Origin of the sequence: Sphingomonas sp. CFBP 8765 (genome assembly GCF_014841445.1) — a bacterium.
Taxonomy (GTDB): Bacteria; Pseudomonadota; Alphaproteobacteria; order Sphingomonadales; family Sphingomonadaceae; genus Sphingomonas; species Sphingomonas aerolata.
Genome location: NZ_JACYTY010000004.1, coordinates 162,174 through 180,991, shown reverse-complemented (window position 1 = coordinate 180,991; position 18,818 = coordinate 162,174). Strand labels below are relative to the sequence as shown.

18 protein-coding genes and 1 tRNA gene are annotated in these 18,818 nt (G+C 66.2%); 7 read left to right on the top strand and 12 right to left on the bottom strand.

From position 1 onward, the window contains the following. The first annotated feature begins 14 nt into the window (after positions 1–14). From IFT87_RS12205 to IFT87_RS12195, 3 genes are all read left to right on the top strand, one after another. On the top strand, positions 15–1,931 hold the full coding sequence (locus tag IFT87_RS12205) for an alpha-L-fucosidase (protein WP_192008637.1): 1,917 nt from the start codon (positions 15–17) through the stop codon (positions 1,929–1,931). Between the two features lie 98 nt (positions 1,932–2,029). Further along, a complete protein-coding gene (locus tag IFT87_RS12200) occupies positions 2,030–2,293 on the top strand; it encodes a hypothetical protein (protein WP_156360406.1) in 264 nt (87 codons plus the stop codon). Positions 2,294–2,397: 104 nt separating this feature from the next. Next, complete coding sequence (locus IFT87_RS12195; protein WP_037532218.1) at positions 2,398–4,464, top strand: catalase; 2,067 nt, start codon at positions 2,398–2,400, stop codon at positions 4,462–4,464. Between the two features lie 125 nt (positions 4,465–4,589). On the opposite strand, the gene IFT87_RS12190 is transcribed toward IFT87_RS12195, so the two are convergent. From IFT87_RS12190 to IFT87_RS12175, 4 genes are all read right to left on the bottom strand, one after another. After that, positions 4,590–4,841: a hypothetical protein gene (locus IFT87_RS12190; protein ID WP_037532225.1), complete on the bottom strand. Its 252-nt coding sequence runs from the start codon at positions 4,839–4,841 to the stop codon at positions 4,590–4,592. A gap of 7 nt (positions 4,842–4,848) precedes the next feature. Beyond that, positions 4,849–5,643 carry a formate/nitrite transporter family protein gene (locus tag IFT87_RS12185; protein WP_037532220.1) on the bottom strand — a complete coding sequence of 265 codons (795 nt, stop codon included), beginning with the start codon at positions 5,641–5,643 and terminating at the stop codon, positions 4,849–4,851. Then, a complete protein-coding gene (locus tag IFT87_RS12180; RefSeq protein ID WP_192008635.1) occupies positions 5,640–8,000 on the bottom strand; it encodes an FdhF/YdeP family oxidoreductase in 2,361 nt (786 codons plus the stop codon). The genes IFT87_RS12185 and IFT87_RS12180 overlap by 4 nt, the downstream gene beginning before the upstream one ends. Before the next feature lie 129 nt (positions 8,001–8,129). After that, positions 8,130–9,536 carry an ABC1 kinase family protein gene (locus IFT87_RS12175; protein ID WP_192008633.1) on the bottom strand — a complete coding sequence of 469 codons (1,407 nt, stop codon included), beginning with the start codon at positions 9,534–9,536 and terminating at the stop codon, positions 8,130–8,132. A gap of 108 nt (positions 9,537–9,644) precedes the next feature. Here IFT87_RS12175 and IFT87_RS12170 point away from each other — a divergent pair, with 108 nt between their 5' ends. Both IFT87_RS12170 and IFT87_RS12165 read left to right on the top strand, forming a co-directional pair. Continuing rightward, positions 9,645–10,772 carry a lactonase family protein gene (locus IFT87_RS12170; RefSeq protein WP_249403326.1) on the top strand — a complete coding sequence of 376 codons (1,128 nt, stop codon included), beginning with the start codon at positions 9,645–9,647 and terminating at the stop codon, positions 10,770–10,772. A 94-nt stretch (positions 10,773–10,866) separates the two neighbouring features. Beyond that, positions 10,867–12,927 carry an alpha/beta hydrolase family protein gene (locus IFT87_RS12165; protein WP_249403325.1) on the top strand — a complete coding sequence of 687 codons (2,061 nt, stop codon included), beginning with the start codon at positions 10,867–10,869 and terminating at the stop codon, positions 12,925–12,927. 110 nt (positions 12,928–13,037) lie between these two features. Here IFT87_RS12165 and IFT87_RS12160 read toward each other — a convergent pair whose 3' ends face one another. After that, positions 13,038–13,340: a hypothetical protein gene (locus IFT87_RS12160; protein WP_192008629.1), complete on the bottom strand. Its 303-nt coding sequence runs from the start codon at positions 13,338–13,340 to the stop codon at positions 13,038–13,040. Positions 13,341–13,432: 92 nt separating this feature from the next. Between IFT87_RS12160 and IFT87_RS12155 the strand changes: the two genes are divergently transcribed. Continuing rightward, positions 13,433–14,095 carry a Fe2+-dependent dioxygenase gene (locus IFT87_RS12155; protein WP_037530143.1) on the top strand — a complete coding sequence of 221 codons (663 nt, stop codon included), beginning with the start codon at positions 13,433–13,435 and terminating at the stop codon, positions 14,093–14,095. A gap of 21 nt (positions 14,096–14,116) precedes the next feature. On the opposite strand, the gene IFT87_RS12150 is transcribed toward IFT87_RS12155, so the two are convergent. From IFT87_RS12150 to IFT87_RS12140, 3 genes are all read right to left on the bottom strand, one after another. Further along, positions 14,117–14,545, bottom strand: a complete 429-nt coding sequence (locus tag IFT87_RS12150) for a DUF1810 domain-containing protein (protein WP_192008627.1) — start codon at positions 14,543–14,545, stop codon at positions 14,117–14,119. Positions 14,546–14,611: 66 nt separating this feature from the next. Continuing rightward, positions 14,612–14,686 (bottom strand) — tRNA-Gln (locus tag IFT87_RS12145). 52 nt (positions 14,687–14,738) lie between these two features. Continuing rightward, the gene (locus IFT87_RS12140) at positions 14,739–15,818 is read right to left on the bottom strand and encodes a branched-chain amino acid aminotransferase (protein WP_031395653.1); all 1,080 of its coding nucleotides are present in this window, start codon (positions 15,816–15,818) and stop codon (positions 14,739–14,741) included. A gap of 106 nt (positions 15,819–15,924) precedes the next feature. Between IFT87_RS12140 and IFT87_RS12135 the strand changes: the two genes are divergently transcribed. Next, positions 15,925–16,413: a MarR family transcriptional regulator gene (locus tag IFT87_RS12135; protein WP_031395654.1), complete on the top strand. Its 489-nt coding sequence runs from the start codon at positions 15,925–15,927 to the stop codon at positions 16,411–16,413. Here the strand turns inward: IFT87_RS12135 and IFT87_RS12130 are convergent, their stop codons facing one another. The 4 genes from IFT87_RS12130 to IFT87_RS12115 all read right to left on the bottom strand — a co-directional run bounded on the left by IFT87_RS12130 (position 16,414) and on the right by IFT87_RS12115 (position 18,676). After that, positions 16,414–17,229 carry a pyrroline-5-carboxylate reductase family protein gene (locus IFT87_RS12130; protein WP_192008625.1) on the bottom strand — a complete coding sequence of 272 codons (816 nt, stop codon included), beginning with the start codon at positions 17,227–17,229 and terminating at the stop codon, positions 16,414–16,416. Between the two features lie 31 nt (positions 17,230–17,260). Then, on the bottom strand, positions 17,261–17,767 hold the full coding sequence (locus tag IFT87_RS12125) for a YbjN domain-containing protein (RefSeq protein ID WP_031395656.1): 507 nt from the start codon (positions 17,765–17,767) through the stop codon (positions 17,261–17,263). 97 nt (positions 17,768–17,864) lie between these two features. Further along, a complete protein-coding gene (locus IFT87_RS12120) occupies positions 17,865–18,119 on the bottom strand; it encodes an accessory factor UbiK family protein (protein ID WP_192008830.1) in 255 nt (84 codons plus the stop codon). 38 nt (positions 18,120–18,157) lie between these two features. Next, a complete protein-coding gene (locus tag IFT87_RS12115; protein ID WP_031395658.1) occupies positions 18,158–18,676 on the bottom strand; it encodes a TspO/MBR family protein in 519 nt (172 codons plus the stop codon). Positions 18,677–18,818 lie beyond the last annotated feature (142 nt).

The following is an 18,818-nucleotide window of genomic DNA, read 5'->3' as shown; positions in this document are numbered from 1 at the left end:
CCATGGAGACGTTGATGACCGAAGTTTCCCGCCGCCTCCTGCTCGCATCGGGCCTGGCCGCAACCGCGACGCCTGCGCTCGCGGCGACCCGCGCGGCCGCCCCCAGGCCATGGGGTGCGACGCCGTCGAAACGCCAGCTCGCCTGGCATGCGCGCGAGCAATATGCCTTTGTCCATTTCTCGATCAACACCTTCACCGATCGCGAATGGGGCTATGGCGACGAGGATCCCAAGCTCTTCGATCCGACCGATTTCGACCCCGACCAGATCGTTGCGGCGGCCAAGGCAGGCGGCATGCGCGGCATCATCCTGACCGCCAAGCATCATGACGGGTTCTGCCTGTGGCCGACGATGCTGACCGAGCATTGCATCCGCAACAGCCCGTACAAGAACGGCAAGGGCGATGTCGTCGGCGAGATGGAGCGCGCAACCAGGCGGGCCGGGCTCGATTTCGGCCTGTACCTCTCGCCCTGGGATCGCAACCACGCGGAATATGGCCGGCCGGCCTATGTCGAGTATTTCCGCAAGCAGGTGGTCGAGCTCTGCACGCGCTATGGAACGCTGTTCGAATTCTGGTTCGACGGCGCCAATGGCGGCGACGGCTATTATGGCGGCGCGCGCGACACGCGGAAGATCGATGCGCCGAAATATTACAATTGGCCGTCGATCGTCGCGCTGGTCCATCAGCATCAGCCGATGGCCTGCACCTTCGATCCGCTCGGCGCTGATGTCCGCTGGGTCGGCAATGAGGACGGCGTCGCGGGCGATCCCTGCTGGCCGACCATGCCGAACCATCCCTATGTCCAGAGCGAGGGCAATTCGGGCGTGCGGGGTGCGCCGCTCTGGTGGCCGGCCGAGACCGACGTCTCGATCCGCCCGGGCTGGTTCTATCACGCGGACGAGGATGCGAAGGTCAAGACGCCCGCGCGGCTGGTAAAGCTGTACGACGAGTCGGTCGGTCGCGGCACCAACCTAAACCTCAACCTGCCGCCCGACCGGCGCGGCCGCCTCGCCGATATCGACGTCGCCGTGCTGAAATCCTTCGGCACCGCGCAGGCCGCCACCTTCGCGCGCGACCTCGCCCAGGGCGCGGTCGCGACCGCCAGCCAGAGCCGCGGCGCAGGCTTTTCGCCGGCAAACGTTCTCGACGGTCGCGCCGACAGCTATTGGTCGACCGCCGACGGCATCACGACGCCCAGCCTCGTGCTCGACCTTCCCCCCGGCCGAACCTTCGACCTCATCCGCCTGCGCGAATATCTCCCGCTCGGGCTGCGCGTGACGCGGTTTGCGGTCGATGCCGAAGTGGACGGCCGGTGGCGTGAACTGGCACAGCACGCCTGCATCGGCGCGCAGCGGATCATCCGCCTGCCCGCGCCGGTCACAGCCCGCCGCCTGCGCCTGCGAATCCTTGAGGCGCCGGCCTGTCCCGCGATCCGCGAAATCGCGCTCTTCCGCCAGGTCGCGCCCGCCGCGGTCGCCACCGTCGTCGCGTCGGACCCGAGCATCGTGGCCACGACGCGCTGGTCGATCGCCGCCGCCTCCGCCCCCGGCGCGCAGGCACTGCTCGACAACGACACCGCGACGAGCTGGGCGCTGCCCGCCCCCAAACCCGGCGCCCCCGCCTCGGTGACGATCGACCTTGGCGCGACCGAGACGCTTGCCGGGTTCAGCCTGACGCCGTCGCGCGCGGTGATGGCAGACACTGCGCCGCCAAAGGACTACCGGATCGAGACGAGCACCGACGGCACCAACTGGCAAGAGGCCGGCAAGGGCGAACTGCCCAACATCGCCTATGCGCTCGCGACTCAGCGGATCGCCTTTGCGACCCCGGTCACCGCCCGTCTGCTCCGCCTCAGCTTTGCCGAGACCGCGATTCCTGCCCGTCGCCTCGCAATCGCCGGGATCGGCGCGTTCCGGCCCCGCAGCGGGTGACGCAATGATACGGTCTGTCCCACGCGTGCAATAAATCGCGCGCATACCCCAGGTCGGATGCGGTGCCGCCACGGCGCCGGTTCGGCCGGGGACACGCCATGACAGCGATCGAAACCAGTACAGTGCCGATGACCACGATCGCAGGGGCCGCCATGGACGGTGCGGAGGTCGCGCCGGTGATACGATCGGCTTGGCTCGCACCAGGTTTCTACCTCGCATTCCTGTTCGGTGCGCTGTTCCTGTTCGCGATCGGCCTGCTTCTGCTCTGGCGGTCGGCGAAAAAACTCCGGCGATTCCGGGCACCTGCTGGAAACGGACTCGGTTCGGCGTGGTCCGGGCAACATCCGTCGCCCACGACCTGATCCCCTAACATGAAGCAGGCCGATTCCTTGCCGTCTGCATGGACCCGGTCTGGTGGATCGCACGTTGAGCCCCCGAACTTCGTCCTCGACAGCAAGGATCCGCAATGAGCGACATCGAACAGCGCAACCCCGGCAACGGTGGTGAGACGCATCAGCAGGCAGGCGGCGACGTCCCCGTCCTGACCACCAATCACGGCGTGCCCGTGTCCGACAACCAGAACAGCCTGAAATCCGGCGCGCGTGGTCCCACGCTGCTCGAGGATTTCGTGCTCCGCGAGAAGATCTTCCATTTCGATCACGAGCGGATCCCCGAGCGGATCGTCCACGCGCGCGGAACGGGTGCGCACGGCTATTTCGAGGCGACCGACGATATTTCCGACCTGACCAAGGCGGCGGTGTTCAAGAAGGGCACGAAGACCGAGCTCTTCACGCGCTTCTCGACGGTCGCCGGCGGCGCCGGTTCGGTCGACACCCCGCGCGACGTGCGCGGCTTCGCGGTCAAGTTCTACACAACCGAGGGCAATTGGGATCTCGTTGGCAACAACATCCCGGTGTTCTTCATCCAGGACGCGATCAAGTTCCCGGACCTGATCCATTCGGTGAAGATGGAGGCCGACCGTGCCTATCCGCAGGCGGGTTCGGCGCACGACACCTTCTGGGACTGGGCATCGCTGACTCCGGAATCGACGCACATGCAGATGTGGGCGATGTCCGACCGCACCCTGCCGCGTTCGCTGCGGATGATGGAAGGCTTCGGCGTTCACACGTTCCAGCTCGTGAACGAGGAAGGCAAGTCGAGCTTCGTCAAGTTCCACTGGAAGCCGAAACTTGGTCTCCAGTCGACGATCTGGGACGAGACGCTCAAGCTCCAGGCCGCGGACAACGACTATCATCGTCGCGACCTGTGGGAAGCGATCGACACCGGCGACTTCCCCGAGTGGGAGCTCGGCATCCAGGTGTTCGACAAGGCATTCGCCGAGGCACAGCCTTATGACGTGCTCGATTCGACCAAGCTGATCCCTGAGGAGGACGTTCCCGTCCGGATCATCGGCCGGATGGTGCTCGACCGCAATGTCGACAACTTCTTCGCTGAGACCGAGCAGGTCGCGTTCCTGCCGACGAACATCGTCCCCGGCATCGATTTCTCGAACGATCCGCTGCTTCAGGGCCGCCTGTTCAGCTATCTCGACACGCAGAAGTCACGTCTCGGCACAACCAACTTCCATCAGATCCCGGTCAACGCACCGCGCAGCCCCGCTGGCAATTTCCAGCGTGACGGAATGATGCAGACCAAGGTGCCCAAGGGTCGCGCCAATTACGAGCCGAACAGCCTGTCGGTTGTCAGCGAAGACGGTGGCCCGCGCGAGTCGCCGAACGGCTTCGTGACGACCACCAACCCGACCGGTGCCGACGAGCAGGGCGAGAAGCTGCGCATGCGCGCCGAACTGTTCGGCGATCATTATAGCCAGGCACGGCTGTTCTGGGTGTCGGCGACCGACAATGAGAAGGCGCATATCGCGTCGGCCTTCACCTTCGAGCTGTCGAAGGTCGGTCTGGCACATGTTCAGGAGCGCACCGTCGCCAACCTCCGCAACGTGAACGAGGAACTGGCCACGCGCGTTGCCGATGGTCTCGGCATCCCCCTGCCGGCGGCCAATCCGGCGTTCCGCGCTCCGGTCGACATGCCACCGAGCCCGGCATTGTCGATTCAGAAGAACATGAAGGAGACGCTCGAGGGCCGTCAGGTCGGGATCCTGATTGCCGACGGGTCGGATGGCGCGGAGATCGACGCGGTCGTCGCGGCGGTCGAGGGTGCAGGCGGCAAGCCGGTGCTGGTCGCGCCCAAGGTCGGTGGCGCGAAGCTCGCCGATGGCAGCATGAAGAAGGCACAGGGCCAGCTTGCGGGCAGCCCGTCGCAGATCTTCGACGCGGTGGCGGTCGTCCTGTCGGCCGACGGGTGCAAGATGCTCCTGAAGGAAGGCGCGGCGGTCCAGTGGGTCATGGATGCGTTCGGTCATCTGAAGGCGATCGGCGCCAGCGATGCGGCCAAGCCGCTTCTCGACAAGGCCGGCGTAGAGCCCGATGCGGGTGTGGTGGCGCTGGCCGACATCGCGACCGCGGGTGCAAAGCGCTATTGGGATCGTGAGCCCAGCGTCCGCATGCTCGCCTGACCGGCACGAGGACGAGATCACGCCGTTCGCGCGTGGTCTCATTCGGGGCATAAAAGAACGGCCGCCCCGCACATCATGTGCGGGGCGGCCGTTTCGCGTTTGGCCCAACTGTACGGGCTGACGGTCTACGAGCGAACGAGCTCGACGATTTCGAATGCATGCGACCGCCAGCCGCGTTGGATCGACGCCTCCTCGGCCGCGACGCGCTTCTTCTTCGCCTCGGCCAATGACTTACTGTGCCCCCAGAACACTTCGGTCTTACCGTTGGCGAGCACCGCGACGATCCGCCAGTAGTGCGTGAACGCAGTCGCCGTAGGCCCGATCGTCTTCACATAGCCATCGGGCAGCGTCGCGGTGAGATAATGCTTCTTCGCCAAGTGCGCGTCAGTCCGCCGCTGGCGCGGCCGCGGCATCCGTCCTGGCCGCGAGCATGTACCCGAAGACGACGAAGACCAGCCCGCCGACGGTGTTTCCCGCGGTCACAACAACGAGATTGTGCACCGTGCCCGCCAGATCGATCACCGGATGCGGCGCCATGAGGCCGAGCGTGAGCGCGGTCATGTTGGCGACCGAATGCTCGAAGCCGGCAGCAACGAACGCGAGCAGGATCCAGGCCATCGCGATGCACTTGGCCGCATCGCCCTTCATCCGCGCCGCCGTCCAGATCGCGAGACAGACGAGCCAGTTGCACAGGATCGCCCGCGCGAACAACGCGATACCGTCCGCCTCGACCTTGTGCTGTACATAGGCGTTGAACATCGTGTCGGCATTGGCGAACACGGCGCCGCCCCCGCCGATTGCGAAGATTGCCGATAACAGGACGCCGCCGACCAGATTGCCGAGCCAGACGACAGCCGCCAGCGTGATTGCTTCACCATAGCTGATGGTCCGCTTCGCCAGGCCGAAGCCAAGATACATGACATAGCCGGTGAACAGCTCGGCGCCGGCGAATACCGTCAGGATCAGGCCGATGCCGAACGTCGCGCCCATCACCAGCGGCCGGACGCCGGAAGGAAGCCCCGCCGCCGCGCTGATCGCCAGGATCATCGCGATTCCGATATAAGTTCCCGCCAGGATCGCGCCCGCGAAGAAGCCCACCGGTGAGCGACGCCACGCCGCGGCCTTGGCCGCCGCGAGCGTCGCATAGGTGTCGATCGTCGGCGCGTATCCCGCGCTCATGCCATCGCGGCCTGGCTCTGACCGACGACCCCCGCGCGCGCCACGCCGCGCTCCGCACCAACGTCCCCGCCGGCCCGCCGCACCGTGACCGGCACCGACTTGTAGGACGGCGTGAAACTCTGCGGATCATGATCCTCGAGCGCGATCAGCGGCTGCGTCTCGGGATAATAGGACGCGATGCACCCGTCCGGCAGCGCATAGCGGACCAGCGTCAGCTTCTGCACGACGCGGTCGGGATGCGCATATTGCAACGCGGTGGCGACATCGACGACATCGCCCTCCGCATAGCCAAGCCGCGCCATGTCCCGCTCGTTCATGAACAGGATGTCGCGACGGCCGAAGACACCGCGATACCGGTCGTCGAGGCTGTAGACGGTCGTGTTATACTGATCATGCGCCCGCAGCGTCGTCAGACGCAGCACGTCCGGCGTGTTTGCGGTCTCGTCTTCCTCGATCCCCTCGGCGACGATGAAGTTCGCCTTGCCGCTGCTCGTCTTCCAGATCCGCATCGCGGCGGAATTGGGCAGATGGAACCCGCCGGGCTTGCGAATGCGCGCGTTGTAATCGGCGAAATCTGGGAACACGGCCTCGATCTTGTCGCGGATCAGGTCGTAATTGGCGACATAGGCATCCCAGTCGATATCGCCCTTGCCCTTGAGCGTCGCCTTGGCGATCTCGCCGACGATCCAGATCTCGGACTTCACATTCTCGCCCGGCGGCATCAGGAAGCCGCGCGACGAGTGGACCATCGACATCGAATCCTCGACGGTGACCGACTGTGGGCCACCGGCCTGCGTATCGAGCTCGGTCCGGCCCAGGCATGGCAGGATATAGGTGTCCTTCGCCATCAACAGCATGGTGCGGTTAAGCTTGGTGGTGATGTGCACCGCCAGATCGAGATTGCGAAACCCTTCGGCGCAGGCCTGCGGATCGGACGACGCGATGGCGAGGTTGCCGCCGAGACAGACGATCGCCTTGGCCTTGCCGTCGCGCATCGCCGCGATGCTCTCGACCACCGAATGGCCATGCTCGCGCGGCGGTTCGAAGTTGAAGACCTTCTTCATCTGGTCGAGCAGCAGCGGCATCGGGCGTTCGGTAATGCCGACCGTCCGGTCGCCCTGCACGTTGCTGTGCCCGCGCAGCGGACAGATCCCGGCGCCGGGGCGGCCCATATTGCCGCGCAGCAGCAACAGGTTGGCGAGCTGCTGGACGTTGCTGGTCCCGGTGCGGTGCTGGGTGATCCCCATGCCGTAACAGGCGATCGTCGCCTTGGACGACGCATAGATCCGCGCGACGTCCTCGAGATCCGCCCGGCGCAGGCCGCTCGCCTGTTCGATATCGGCCCAGTCGGTCTGTGCAAGATCGGCGATATAGGGCTCGAGCCCGTCGGTATGTTCGGCGATGAACGCATGGTCGAGCGCGGGTTCGCCGCCGCTGGCGCGCGCTGCCTCGTCGAGCGCCACGAGTGCCTTGGCGATACCCTTGAGCGCCGCGGCGTCACCGCCGACCTTCACCTGCAGATAGGAGCTGGCGATCTGGGTCGCCGACATCGTCGCCATCTCGACCACCGACTGCGGCGATTCGAAGCGTTCGAGCGAGCGCTCCTTGAGCGGGTTGAACACGATGATCTTGCCACCGCGGCGCGACACCTCGCGCAGCGTCGCCATCATCCGAGGATGGTTCGTCCCCGGATTATGGCCGATCGACAGGATCAGGTCGGTATGGTCGAAATCCTCGAGACTGACCGTACCCTTGCCGATCCCGATCGACTTGGGGAGGCCGACCGACGTCGCCTCGTGGCACATGTTCGAACAGTCGGGGAAGTTGTTGGTCCCGTACAGCCGCACGAACAGCTGATAGAGGAACGCCGCCTCGTTCGAGCAGCGGCCCGAGGTATAGAATTCAGCCTGGTTCGGATCCGGCACCGCGGCCAGACCCGCACCGATCGCGGCCATCGCCTCCGCCCAGGTCACGACCTCATAATGGTCGGTTGCGGCGTTGTAGCGCAGCGGTTCGGTGACGCGTCCCTGATCCTCGATCCAGTGATCGCTCTGCTTCCAGATCTCGGCGACGCTGTGCTTGGCGAAGAAGTCGGCGCCGATCAGCTTCGCCGTGGATTCCCACGCCACCGCCTTGGCGCCGTTCTCGCAGAATTCGAACGACGAGGTATGCTTGGGGTCGGGCCAGGCGCAGCTCGGACAGTCGAACCCGTCGGGCTGGTTGGATTTGAGCAGCGTCTGCCCGCCGCGCACCACGATCTGCTGGGCCTTCAGCGACGTCGCGACCGCCTTGAGCGCACCCCAGCCACCGGCCGGGCCGGTATAGTCGACAATCCCGTCGGGACGCTTGTTACGCATACTCAAATCTCCAAATCGGGCGTGTCACCGCGGAAATTGCCCGGGTCCATGCAGCCTTAACGTTTGGAGTCGCGATACCGCGCCGCAGCATAAGTGCCAAAACAGGAAAATCGCAGCCGGTGATCGCCTTTATAGGTCAGTACGGCTTTCATTTGACTCACAATAAGGTTCGACCATTGCTCGCACGTCCACGCGCGCCTTCAGCCGTGCCGCGAGCAGCGCGGTACCGCTGATCTTCCGCTGCACGAACAGCATGTCGGCCGACGGGATATGCCAGGTCGACCGGTCGCGTGCGATCGCCGCTCCCTCGTCCCGCAGCACCGAGACGAAGCTGCGATCGCCGAAGTCGAACGGCCCCGTCTGGTTCATCTCTGCCAGGATCACGTCGATCATGCGGTCGATCTGCGGCCGATGCCCCACGACCGCGGCCTCGCCCAGAAAGCCCGCCTGCACGGCGGCGTCGCGGACCGCGTCGCGCTGTCCGGCGAGCCCCGCGGCCAGCAGCCGGCGATACCCGTCCGCCACGACCTGCGGCACCGCGCGCGCGGCCCCGAAGTCGAGCAGGACGATCCGTCCCGTCTCGGCCTGCCAGCGATAATTCGCGAAATTGGGATCAGTCTGCATCAGCCGCCAGTCGAGCAGTTCGTGCAGCGTGAGCCTGATCAGCCGCTCCATCGCCGCATCGCGTACATCCTGGGGTGCGGTCTCAAGGCTCTCGATCGGCGTACAGTCGATATACTCCATCGCCAGCACGCGCGGGGTCGACAATGTCGGCTCGAGTTGTGGAACCAGCAGCCCCGCATCGTCGCCCACCAGCGCGCGATAGCGTTCCAGCATCTCGCCCTCGCGGACATAATCCGCCTCGTCGTGCAATTGCTGTTTCGCATCACCGAGCAGCCGCGTGATGTCGAGTTCCTTGGGCAACAGCCCCGACACGCGCAGCAGCGTCGCGACATTGTCGACATCCGCGTCGATGCTGTCCTTCACGCCCGGATATTGCACCTTGATCGCCAGCACGCGTCCGTCGGGGAGCCGTGCCCGGTGAACCTGGCCGATCGATGCGGCCGCGACCGGATGCGCCTGAAAATGGGCGAAGCGGCGGCGCCAGTCTTTCCCCCATTCGGCCGTGAGCACCCGGTCGAGCTGCGCGGGCGGCATGTGATGCGCATCGTTGCGCAGCCTGGCGAGGATCGTCGCCAGTTCGGGCGGCAGCATGTCGCCCGCGTCCATCGACACTATCTGGCCGAGCTTCATCGCCGCACCGCGCAGATGCGATAGCTGGTCCGCGACGCGCACCGCATTGGCGGGAGTCAGCAGCAGGTCCGACATGCGCGGACGCTCGCCACTCGCGAGCCGCCGGGCCCCCTCGGCCACCACCCCGCCGGCCACGCCACCGGCAAGCCGTCCGAACACGCCCAGCCGCGACAGCCGGCCCCGCGGGATCGAGCGCCCGCCACGCGGTTGCGATCCCGCGTCGAAGCCGGACTCGTCATCAGCGTGTGGATTTCGTTCAGCGCCCAGCTTTGTACCGGGCATGACAGGATCTTCGCTCGTCGGTCTATCCTCGGTCTGGAGAGCCCCTTGCGCGAGACCGCTTCTTAGATGGTAAGCTGGGGTGGAGGATCAACCATCGGACCGCCATCCATGACGCCACCTGTTTTCAATAACATCACCCGCCGAACACTGCTCTGCGGCATGGCGACCGCGACGCTCGCCACCGGTCTGCGCGCCGCGCCGACATCGCCGCGCGACGCCCGCGTGCTCGTCGGCACCTATGCGCGCGAGGGCGGCAAGGGCTTGTACACGCTGTCGCATGACCGCGCGCGCAATCGCTGGCAGGTCGAGCCGCCGGTCGCCGGGATCGACGACGCGTCGTTCGCGGTGCGGGCACCCCGCACGGGGCTATGGTATGTCCTGCGCGAGCAGGCGAAAGGGTCGGTGACCGGCTTTGCGCCCGGCTGGAAAGCGCGCGGCACGATGCCGTCGGGTGGTGCCGATCCCTGCCATGCCGCGTTCGACGACGCGTCCGGCTGCCTCGCCATCGCCAATTATTCGAGCGGCAGCGTCGGCTTCTACCGCATCGATCCCGCGACCGGTGCGCCGGGCGAACCGACGATCTTCCGCCATGAGGGGACCGGTCCCGACAAGAGCCGTCAGGAGGGGCCGCATGCGCACTGGGTCGGGTTCAGCCCCGATCGGCGCTGGCTGCATTCGGTCGACCTCGGCGCCGACACGATCTTCGCCTATCGGTTCGATCCGGGAGCGCGCAGCCTTGCAGCACCGGTCCCGGCCTGGCGCGCGCCGCCGGGAACGGGACCGCGCCACCTCGTCTGGCATCCCCGCCTGCCACGCGCCTATGTCGTCGCCGAACTCGCCAATACCGTGACCATGCTCGATGCACAGCCGGACGGGCGTTTCACCACCCGCACGCAGCTGTCCACCCTGCCCGGCGACCATGTCGGGTCGTCCCAGGCCGCGCACATCGCGATCGATCGCGCCGGCCGGCACCTCTACGTCTCGAACCGCGGCTCTGACAGCATCGCGGTGTTCGCGCTCGATCGCGACGGAGTGCCGACCCTCGTCCAGCACATCGCCGCCGGCGGACATTGGCCGCGCATCTTCCTGCTGCTCGAGGATCAGCGGCAGATGCTCGTCGCGAATGAGCGGTCGGGCACGATCGCGGTCATGGCGCTTGGCAAGGACGGCCGTCTCGCGCCGACCGATCAGACCCTGCGCGTCCCCGAGGCGGTGTTCCTCGCGCCGACCGGCTGACGATTACCCGACCGGTGACGCCCCCGCCCCTGCCCTTGCACGGGCCGGGGGATCGGGCATGATCGCGCCTCGATCATCGTCAAAGGAGCCGTGCTTGCGCCTCACCCTCGTTCTCGCCCTGCTGTCGGCTACCCCCGCCGTCGCGCAGCAGCAGCCGATCGCGGCCCCCGCCGACGCCCCGACGCGGCGCTTCACCGGCGCCGACCTCTTCGGCCTGTCGATCGCAGCGGACCCGCAGATCAGCCCTGACGGACGCACGATCGTCTATGTCCGCCGCACCGCCGACGTCATGACCGACCGTGTGCAGTCGTCGCTGTGGCTGATCGACGTTGCGACCGGTCGCCAGTCGCCGTTCGCCGCGCAAGGGTCCGACCCGCGCTGGTCCCCCGACGGCACGCGCGTCGCCTATGCCGCGCGCGACGGCGAGCAGTCGCAACTGTTCGTCCGCTGGATCGCGACCGGGACGAGCGCGCGGGTGACGGGCTTTCCCGGCGATCCTCAGGCGCTCGCCTGGTCGCCCGACGGCACCCGGCTCGCCTATGTCGCGACCGTCGCGGGCGAGGCGACGATGCTCGGCAAGGCACCGCCCAAGCCCGAGGGCGCAAAATGGGCCGAGCCGCTGACGATAATCGACCGCGTCAACTATCGCAACGATGGCCCCGGCTATGTGAAGCCCGGCCGCGATCATCTGTTCGTCGTCGCGGCCGACGGCGGCGCACCGCAACAGCTGACCTTCGGCGCGTTCGATGACGGCGGACCTTTGTCATGGACGCCCGACGGCCGCGGGATCGTGTTCGCCGCGATCCGCGGGCCCGATGCCGAGCGGCAGGTGATGAACTCGGATGTCATTGCGGTCGACACGACGAGCGGCGCGATGCGGACGCTGACGACCCGCGACGGCCCCGATGCGCAGCCGCGGATCTCTCCCGACGGCACGCGGATCGCGTGGCTCGGCTTCGATGACAAGCGGCGCAGTTACGAGAATACCCAGCTTTACCTCGGCGACCGCAACGCCGGCAGTGCCCGCTCGCTGACCGCCGCGCTCGATCGCGGGATCGAGGATGCAGTGTGGGCCGCCGACGGGCGCAGCCTCTATGCGAGCTATGACGATCACGGCCAGCGCCGGATCGCGCGCATCGGCCTCGACGGCCGGACGACGCCGCTGGTCGACAATGTCGCGGGCGGCGGGCTCGACCGGCCCTATACCGGGGGCGAGTTTTCCGTCGCGAGGGGCGGAACGATCGCATATACCGGCGGCGACGGAAGCGCCCCCGCCGATGTCTGGGTGTCGAGCGGTGGCAAGTCCCGGCGGCTGACGCAACTCAACGCGGTGATGACCGGCGCCAAGACGCTCGCACCGATCCGCAAGATCGCGGTGACCGCGCCCGATGGCCGCGCGATCGACGCGTGGCTCGCAACGCCCGCCAATCGCACGCTCGGCCAGCGCGTGCCGCTGATCCTGGAAATCCATGGTGGGCCGAACAGCGCCTATGGCCCTGGGTTTGCCACCGACATGCAACTCTATGCCGCGGCGGGCTATGCGGTGCTGTGGACCAACCCGCGCGGCTCGACCTCCTACGGTGCCGAATTCGCCAATCTGATCGACAAGAAATACCCGTCCGACGATTATGGCGACCTGATCGCCGCGGTTGATGCGGCGATCGCGGACGGGACCGCGGATGCAGACAATCTGTTCGTCACCGGCGGATCGGGCGGCGGCGTCCTGACCGCCTGGATCGTCGGCAAGACCGACCGGTTCAGGGCCGCGGCGACGCAAAAGCCGGTGATCAACTGGGCAAGCGAGGCGCTGACGATGGACAACACGCTGTTTACCTCGCGCTACTGGTTCACCAAGCTGCCATGGGAGGATCCGATGAGTTACTGGAACCGCTCGCCGCTCAGTCTCGTCGGCAACGTCAAGACACCGACCCTGGTCGTGGTGGGTAGTGACGACTACCGCACGCCCGTTTCGGAATCCGAGCAATATTACGCCGCGCTGCAGATCCGCGGCATACCGACCGCGCTCGTCAAGGTGCCGGGTGCGAGCCACGGCGGCTTCACCGCACGGCCGTCGCAATCCGCGGCAAAGGCCTCCGCGATCATCGCATGGTTCGATCGCTATCGCGCCAGGCCGAGCGGACCACGAACCGACTGACCGTCCGTTCGTCACCGCCGGGGCGATGCCTATGGTGCAGTCTCGTGACTGCCGCACGGATCATGCCGATCCGTGCGGCAGTGCTGGTCACGCCAAAGGGCGTAGCCGGCTCATCGTTCGCCCTCGCCACCCTCGTTTTCGCCACCCTCGCCGCGCTCGTTCTCACCACCCTCATATTCGCCTTCGCCGCGCTGGCCACGCTGCTGCTGCGCAGCCCGCGCGCGCCGCGGCGACGTCACCGCATGCCGAGCCTTGCCCGACCGGACGACCCGCCGTCCTTCACCTTCACCCTCGCCTTCACCAACCTGCTGAGCTGGCGACGGCATTGGCTTGGCGACCGCGTCGGCGATGGCGGCTTGGCCCGATTGCGCGATCACAAAGGCGCCGACGCCCATCCATAATTTTGTACGCATACTATCTCCTTGGTCCCGACGCGTTGGCCGGGAGGGCACTGAACTGTTAGGGGCGCATCACCCGGCTCCATGCCGGATTTGCGAGATTTCCCATGATGATCATGATTGCCAACGTCCTGGATGCGGACAATCTCCAGTGGCTGCGAGATAATATGCGCAAGACCCGCTATGTCGACGGACGACGGACCGCGGGGCGCGAGGCACGCACGGTCAAACGCAACGAACAGGTCGACCGCGGCGACCCGTTGCTTGCCGAGATGCAGGACCTCGTCGTCGACCGGCTGCTCGACAATGCCCTGTTCCGCATGGCGACGCGGCCGCATGTCGTCCGCCCGCCGCTCTTCAGCCGCTATGATGCGGGCATGGCCTATGGCAGCCATGTCGACGATGCGATCATGGGCGGGATGCGGACCGATGTGTCGGTGACGGTCTTCCTCAGCGAGCCTGACGATTATGAAGGCGGCGAACTGGTGATCGAGTCCGCCGCCGGCGAACAGGACGTCAAGCTGCCCGCGGGCTCGGCGGTCTGCTATCCGACGACCTCGCTGCACCGCGTGGCGCCGGTCGTGTCGGGCGAGCGGCTTGCCGCGGTGACCTGGGTCCGGAGCCTCGTTCGGGACGCGGATGCGCGGGAACTGCTGTTCGATCTTGAAACCGCCCGCCACGCGCTGTTCGAGCGGCTGGGCAAGACGCCCGAACTGGACCTGCTCGCCAAGACGCAATCCAACCTGCTCCGGCGCTGGGCCGAGGACTGAACGGCGCGGCGCAGATCGTCGTCAGCTTGGTCTGTTGATGAGGCCGAGGGTGGCCGCGTCGCTCGTCCCGGCAAACCAGCGATCGAGCGCCGCGCCGAACCGCGGATCGTTCCCCGCCTCGCGGAACAGCGTCAGCGACGATCGCAGCTTCATCGCATCGATCTCACCGAAAACGGCCCGGGCACTCGTCCCCGTCAGCGCGCCGAGCGCTTCCACGCACTGCCGCAGACGCGCCCCGAGCACCGGATGCGCGAGATAGGCCCGCGCCTCCTCCAGCGACACGATCGCATAATGCTGCGCCATCGCACTTCGACCGAGCCCGGCAATCTGCGGGAAGATGAACCACATCCAATGCCCACGCTTGGCGCCGCCGCTTATCTCGGCAAGCGCGGACTCGTAGATTGCCGCCTGCGCAGTGACGAACCGTTCAAGATCATAAGGATGGGTCATCACCGCCTGCTTTCACTCAATCCTCGGCTCCCCATATATGGCAGAACCGATAGACGCAGGAAGGATTGGCTGGGGCGGCAGGGTTCGAACCTGCGCATGGCGGCATCAAAAGCCGCTGCCTTACCACTTGGCGACGCCCCAGCAGAGGCGGCCTTATAGCGGCGCGCCCCGACGAGAAAAGCCCTATCGCGTCTTAATCGAGTCGATGGACCCACCCATTGGCATCCGGCGCCAGACCGCGCTGGATCGCGACGAGCGAATCGCGGATCCGCAGCGTCATCGCGCCCGGCTCGCCGCCGCCGATCGTGAAGCGGCCCTCGGGCGACGCGACGGTCCCGATCGGGGTCACGACCGCAGCGGTGCCGCAGGCGAACGCCTCGACAAGCTTGCCGCTCGCCGCGTCGGCGCGCCACTGATCGATCGCATAGGGCTCCTCGCGCACGGTGATCCCCTGCGCCCGCGCGAGCGTCAGGATCGAATCGCGGGTGATGCCGGGCAGGATCGTGCCCGTGAGCGCGGGAGTCGACAGGCTGCCGTCCGCAAACACGAAGAAGACGTTCATGCCGCCGAGTTCCTCGACCCAGCGGCGCTCGACCGCATCGAGGAAGACGACCTGGTCACAGCCCTGGCTGATCGCTTCCTTCTGAGCGAGCAGGCTGGCGGCGTAGTTGCCGCCGCACTTCGCCGCGCCCGTGCCGCCCTGTGCCGCACGCGTATAATGCTGGCTGACCCAGATCGAGACCGCGGAGGCACCGCCCTTGAAATAGGCACCGACCGACGAGGCGAGCACCATGTAGAGATATTCGGCGCTCGGCTTGACTCCCAGAAACACCTCGCTCGCGAACATGAACGGTCGCAGATACAGCGCGCCGCCGTCGCTGTCGGGAATCCAGTCCTGATCCGTCCGGACCAGCCGCTCGACCGATTCGAGGAACAGCGATTCGGGAAGCTCGGGCATCGCCATCCGGCGGGCCGAATCCTGGAAACGCCGCGCATTGGCTTCGGGCCGGAAGAGCGCGGTGCCGCCATCGGCGAGTCGATAGGCCTTCATCCCCTCGAAGATTTCCTGCGCATAGTGCAGAACCGACGATGCGGGATCCATCATGATCGGCGCGCGCGTCGTGATCCTGGCATCGTGCCAGCCCTTCGCGTCGCTGAAGCGGATCATCGCCATATGGTCGGTGAAGACCCGGCCGAAGCCGGGATCGATCAGGCGCTGCGCACGCTCGTTCGCAGCGACCGGATCGCCACACGGTTCGAACGAAAATGTCATGCTCGCGTCTGGGGACGATGAGGCCTGCGACAACGGAGGATGCATTGAATTTTTCTCTCTTTCCACGGCTTGCCGTCGACTAGGACCGAAGACTAAACCGGTCAACATGGCTGCCTCAGCATCACCCGCTTCACCCCTGTTTCTTCGCGAGCCCGAACTGCGTCGCGGCATGGAACTCCTGTACTTCGGTCAGAGCCATCTGGTCCGGTCGATCGATGCGGGGCTCGCGGAACAGGGGCTGGGGCGCGCCCACCACCGCGCCCTGTATTTCATCGCCCGCAAGCCGGACATGACGGTCAGCGAGCTGCTGTCGCTGCTGGCGATCACCAAACAGTCGCTCGGCCGCGTGCTGAACGAACTTAGCGATCGTGGCTTTATCGAGGTTCGTCCCGGCGATCGTGACCGGCGTCAGCGGCTGCTGCGCTTGACGCCGGTCGGCAGCAAGATGGAGAGCGACCTGTTCGAAGCCGCGCGACAGAAGATGTCCGCAGCCTATAATCACGCCGGCCACGGCGCGGTTGCGGGCTATTGGGCGGTGCTCGAAGGCCTGATTCCGGAAGAGGAACGCGAGCAGGTCATAAAGCTGCGCGGCTGACTAAAGCGGCGCGAGGTCGCCGCGGGCGTTTGCCGCCATCTCCGCATTCCGCCGTGCCGACGCCGTCAGCGTGCGGGACATCAGGGAGACCAGTGCATCGCCGTCGTCGAGCACGTTCAGCCCTTCGCGTGTCGATCCACCCGGGCTCGCGACCCGGTCCGCCAACACCGCCGGCGAAACGTCCGCGGCGCCGGCCATCCGCGCTGAGCCCTCTAGCGTCGCGATCGCGAGCCGAGCCGCCTGATCCGCCGGCAGGCCGAGCGCCTGCCCCGCCTTGGCCAGCGCGTCGGCAAAACGGAACACGAATCCCGGCCCGCATCCCGCCAGCGCGGTAACGGCATCGAACTGCGCCTCTGCGGCGATCCACTCGACGAGACCGAGCGGCGTCATCAACGCCTCCGCGGTCGCACGCGCCGCGCCGTCATCCGTCGCGCCGTGCAGCGCAACCACGCCGCAGCCGATTGCAACCGGCAGGTTGGGCATCGCTCGAACCACCGCCTGCGCCTGGGACAGACGGTCGAGTGCGGCGATCTCGACCCCTGCAAGGATCGAAATCAGCAGTTTTGGCGCATAGCGCGCGAACACAGGCGTCTTCAGCGCGCCAAGCTGCTGCGGCTTCAGCGCGAGCATGACGGTTTCAGCGGAAAAGTCGTCGGGGTCGGGCACCGCGGCGACGACGTGCACACCGGGTGGCATCACGCGCATACTGGGGCTGACGACGGTCACGCTGTCAGGGGAAAGGCCGTCGGCAAGCCAGCGGGCCAGCATCGCCCCGCCCATATTGCCACAGCCGATCATCAGGATCCGCCCGGTCATCGGCACGCCGCGCCCAAGAAAACGGGCGCGATCACGCCTCGCCCTGGGTTTCGATCAATGCCGAGGCAAGCGCGTCCGCCGGCGTTTTCCCGCCCCACAGAACGAACTGGAACACTGGATAAAAGCGCTCGCACTCCTCGATCGCCGACTCGACAAGGAGTTCGGCGGCCGACAGCGACATCGTCCCATCCTCGCCGCCATCGACCATCGCCGCGTGGCGGAACAGCAGGATCCCACTCGTCGACCAGAGTTCGAAATGGCCGATCCAGAGCTGCTCGTTGGCGAGCCCGATCGTCTCGTAGACCGCCTGACGCCGTTCGTCGGGCACCTTGATGTCCGGAAACGCCAGGAACTGCAGCACGCTGTCGTCCTCGCGCCACAAGGCGCGCAGCTCGTACGTCGTCCAGCTGCCCTTTACGGTCGCGACGATCTCGTCGTCGTGACGTTCATGTTCCCATCCATGCGCAGCATAATAGGCTTCGAGCATGTCGATGGGCGCAGCATCGTCTTGGTCATGGTCGGCGTGGTCGAGCATCATTACGTCCTGGCACTCCCTGTCACGCGACAAAGGGTGCCGGGGCAAAAATGCTCCGACAACCCCGTTCGATCCGAATGCCCAGAAATCTGTGGAAAAGTCAGACGCCGACCTGCATTTTTGCTTCGAGAGCGTCGAGCCGGGCCTTCAGCGCGTCATTTTCGTCACGCGCCGCAGCCGCCATCGACTTGACCGCGTCGAACTCTTCGCGGCTCACGAAATCGAGGCCGCCGAGCCATTCACGGGCACGCTCGCGAACTCCAAACTGCGCTTCGCGGCCGACACCGGCAAAGGTTCCTGCGGCGCCGTTGAGGACCTTCACGAAATCGTCGAACATCCGGTTTTCGGACTGCATCATCATCATCCTGCTAGTAACTTGCGCCGCGCGCCCCGTCACAACATCTGGGAGGTACGCGTCGTCGGCACAAGGGTTTCGGCATCGGGGTTGAGCCGGCCTATACCGTATGTGAGCATTCCCGCAAAGCTGATCCACACCATATAGGGCACCATCAGCCACGCCGCCCCGCGCCGGATGCGCGCGAACAGGAATGTCGCGGCGATCGAGAGCAGCAGCATCGCGACGATGACAAGCACCGACGCCCCGATTCGGTGCGCGCCGAAGAACAATGGCGTCCAGGCAAGATTCAACACGAACTGTGCGGCAAACAAGGCGATCGCGCGCCCTCGCCCCCGCGCGCCGCGCGCATTGAGGATCATTGCGAGAGCCAGGCCGAGCAGCACGTAGAGCGTCGACCAGGCGACCGGAAACACCCAGCCTGGCGGGGTGAGCGCGGGCTTCACCAGGCTGGTGTACCAGGCACTTTCGCTCCCCACCGGGACGGCGCGTCCGGCCAGAAAGCCCAGCAGGACGATCAACGGAACGGTCACGATCGCCCAGCGCAGGAACGACATCCTCAGCTGGCCCTTCGAAGCGATGCCTCCCACATACGTCCTTTCAAGACTGATCGGCTTAGTCCTGCCGCGGGAACGCCCTGCCGTAAACCGCAACATGCATGGACCGATCGGGAAGTGCGTCATTCTGCGACGGCCGATC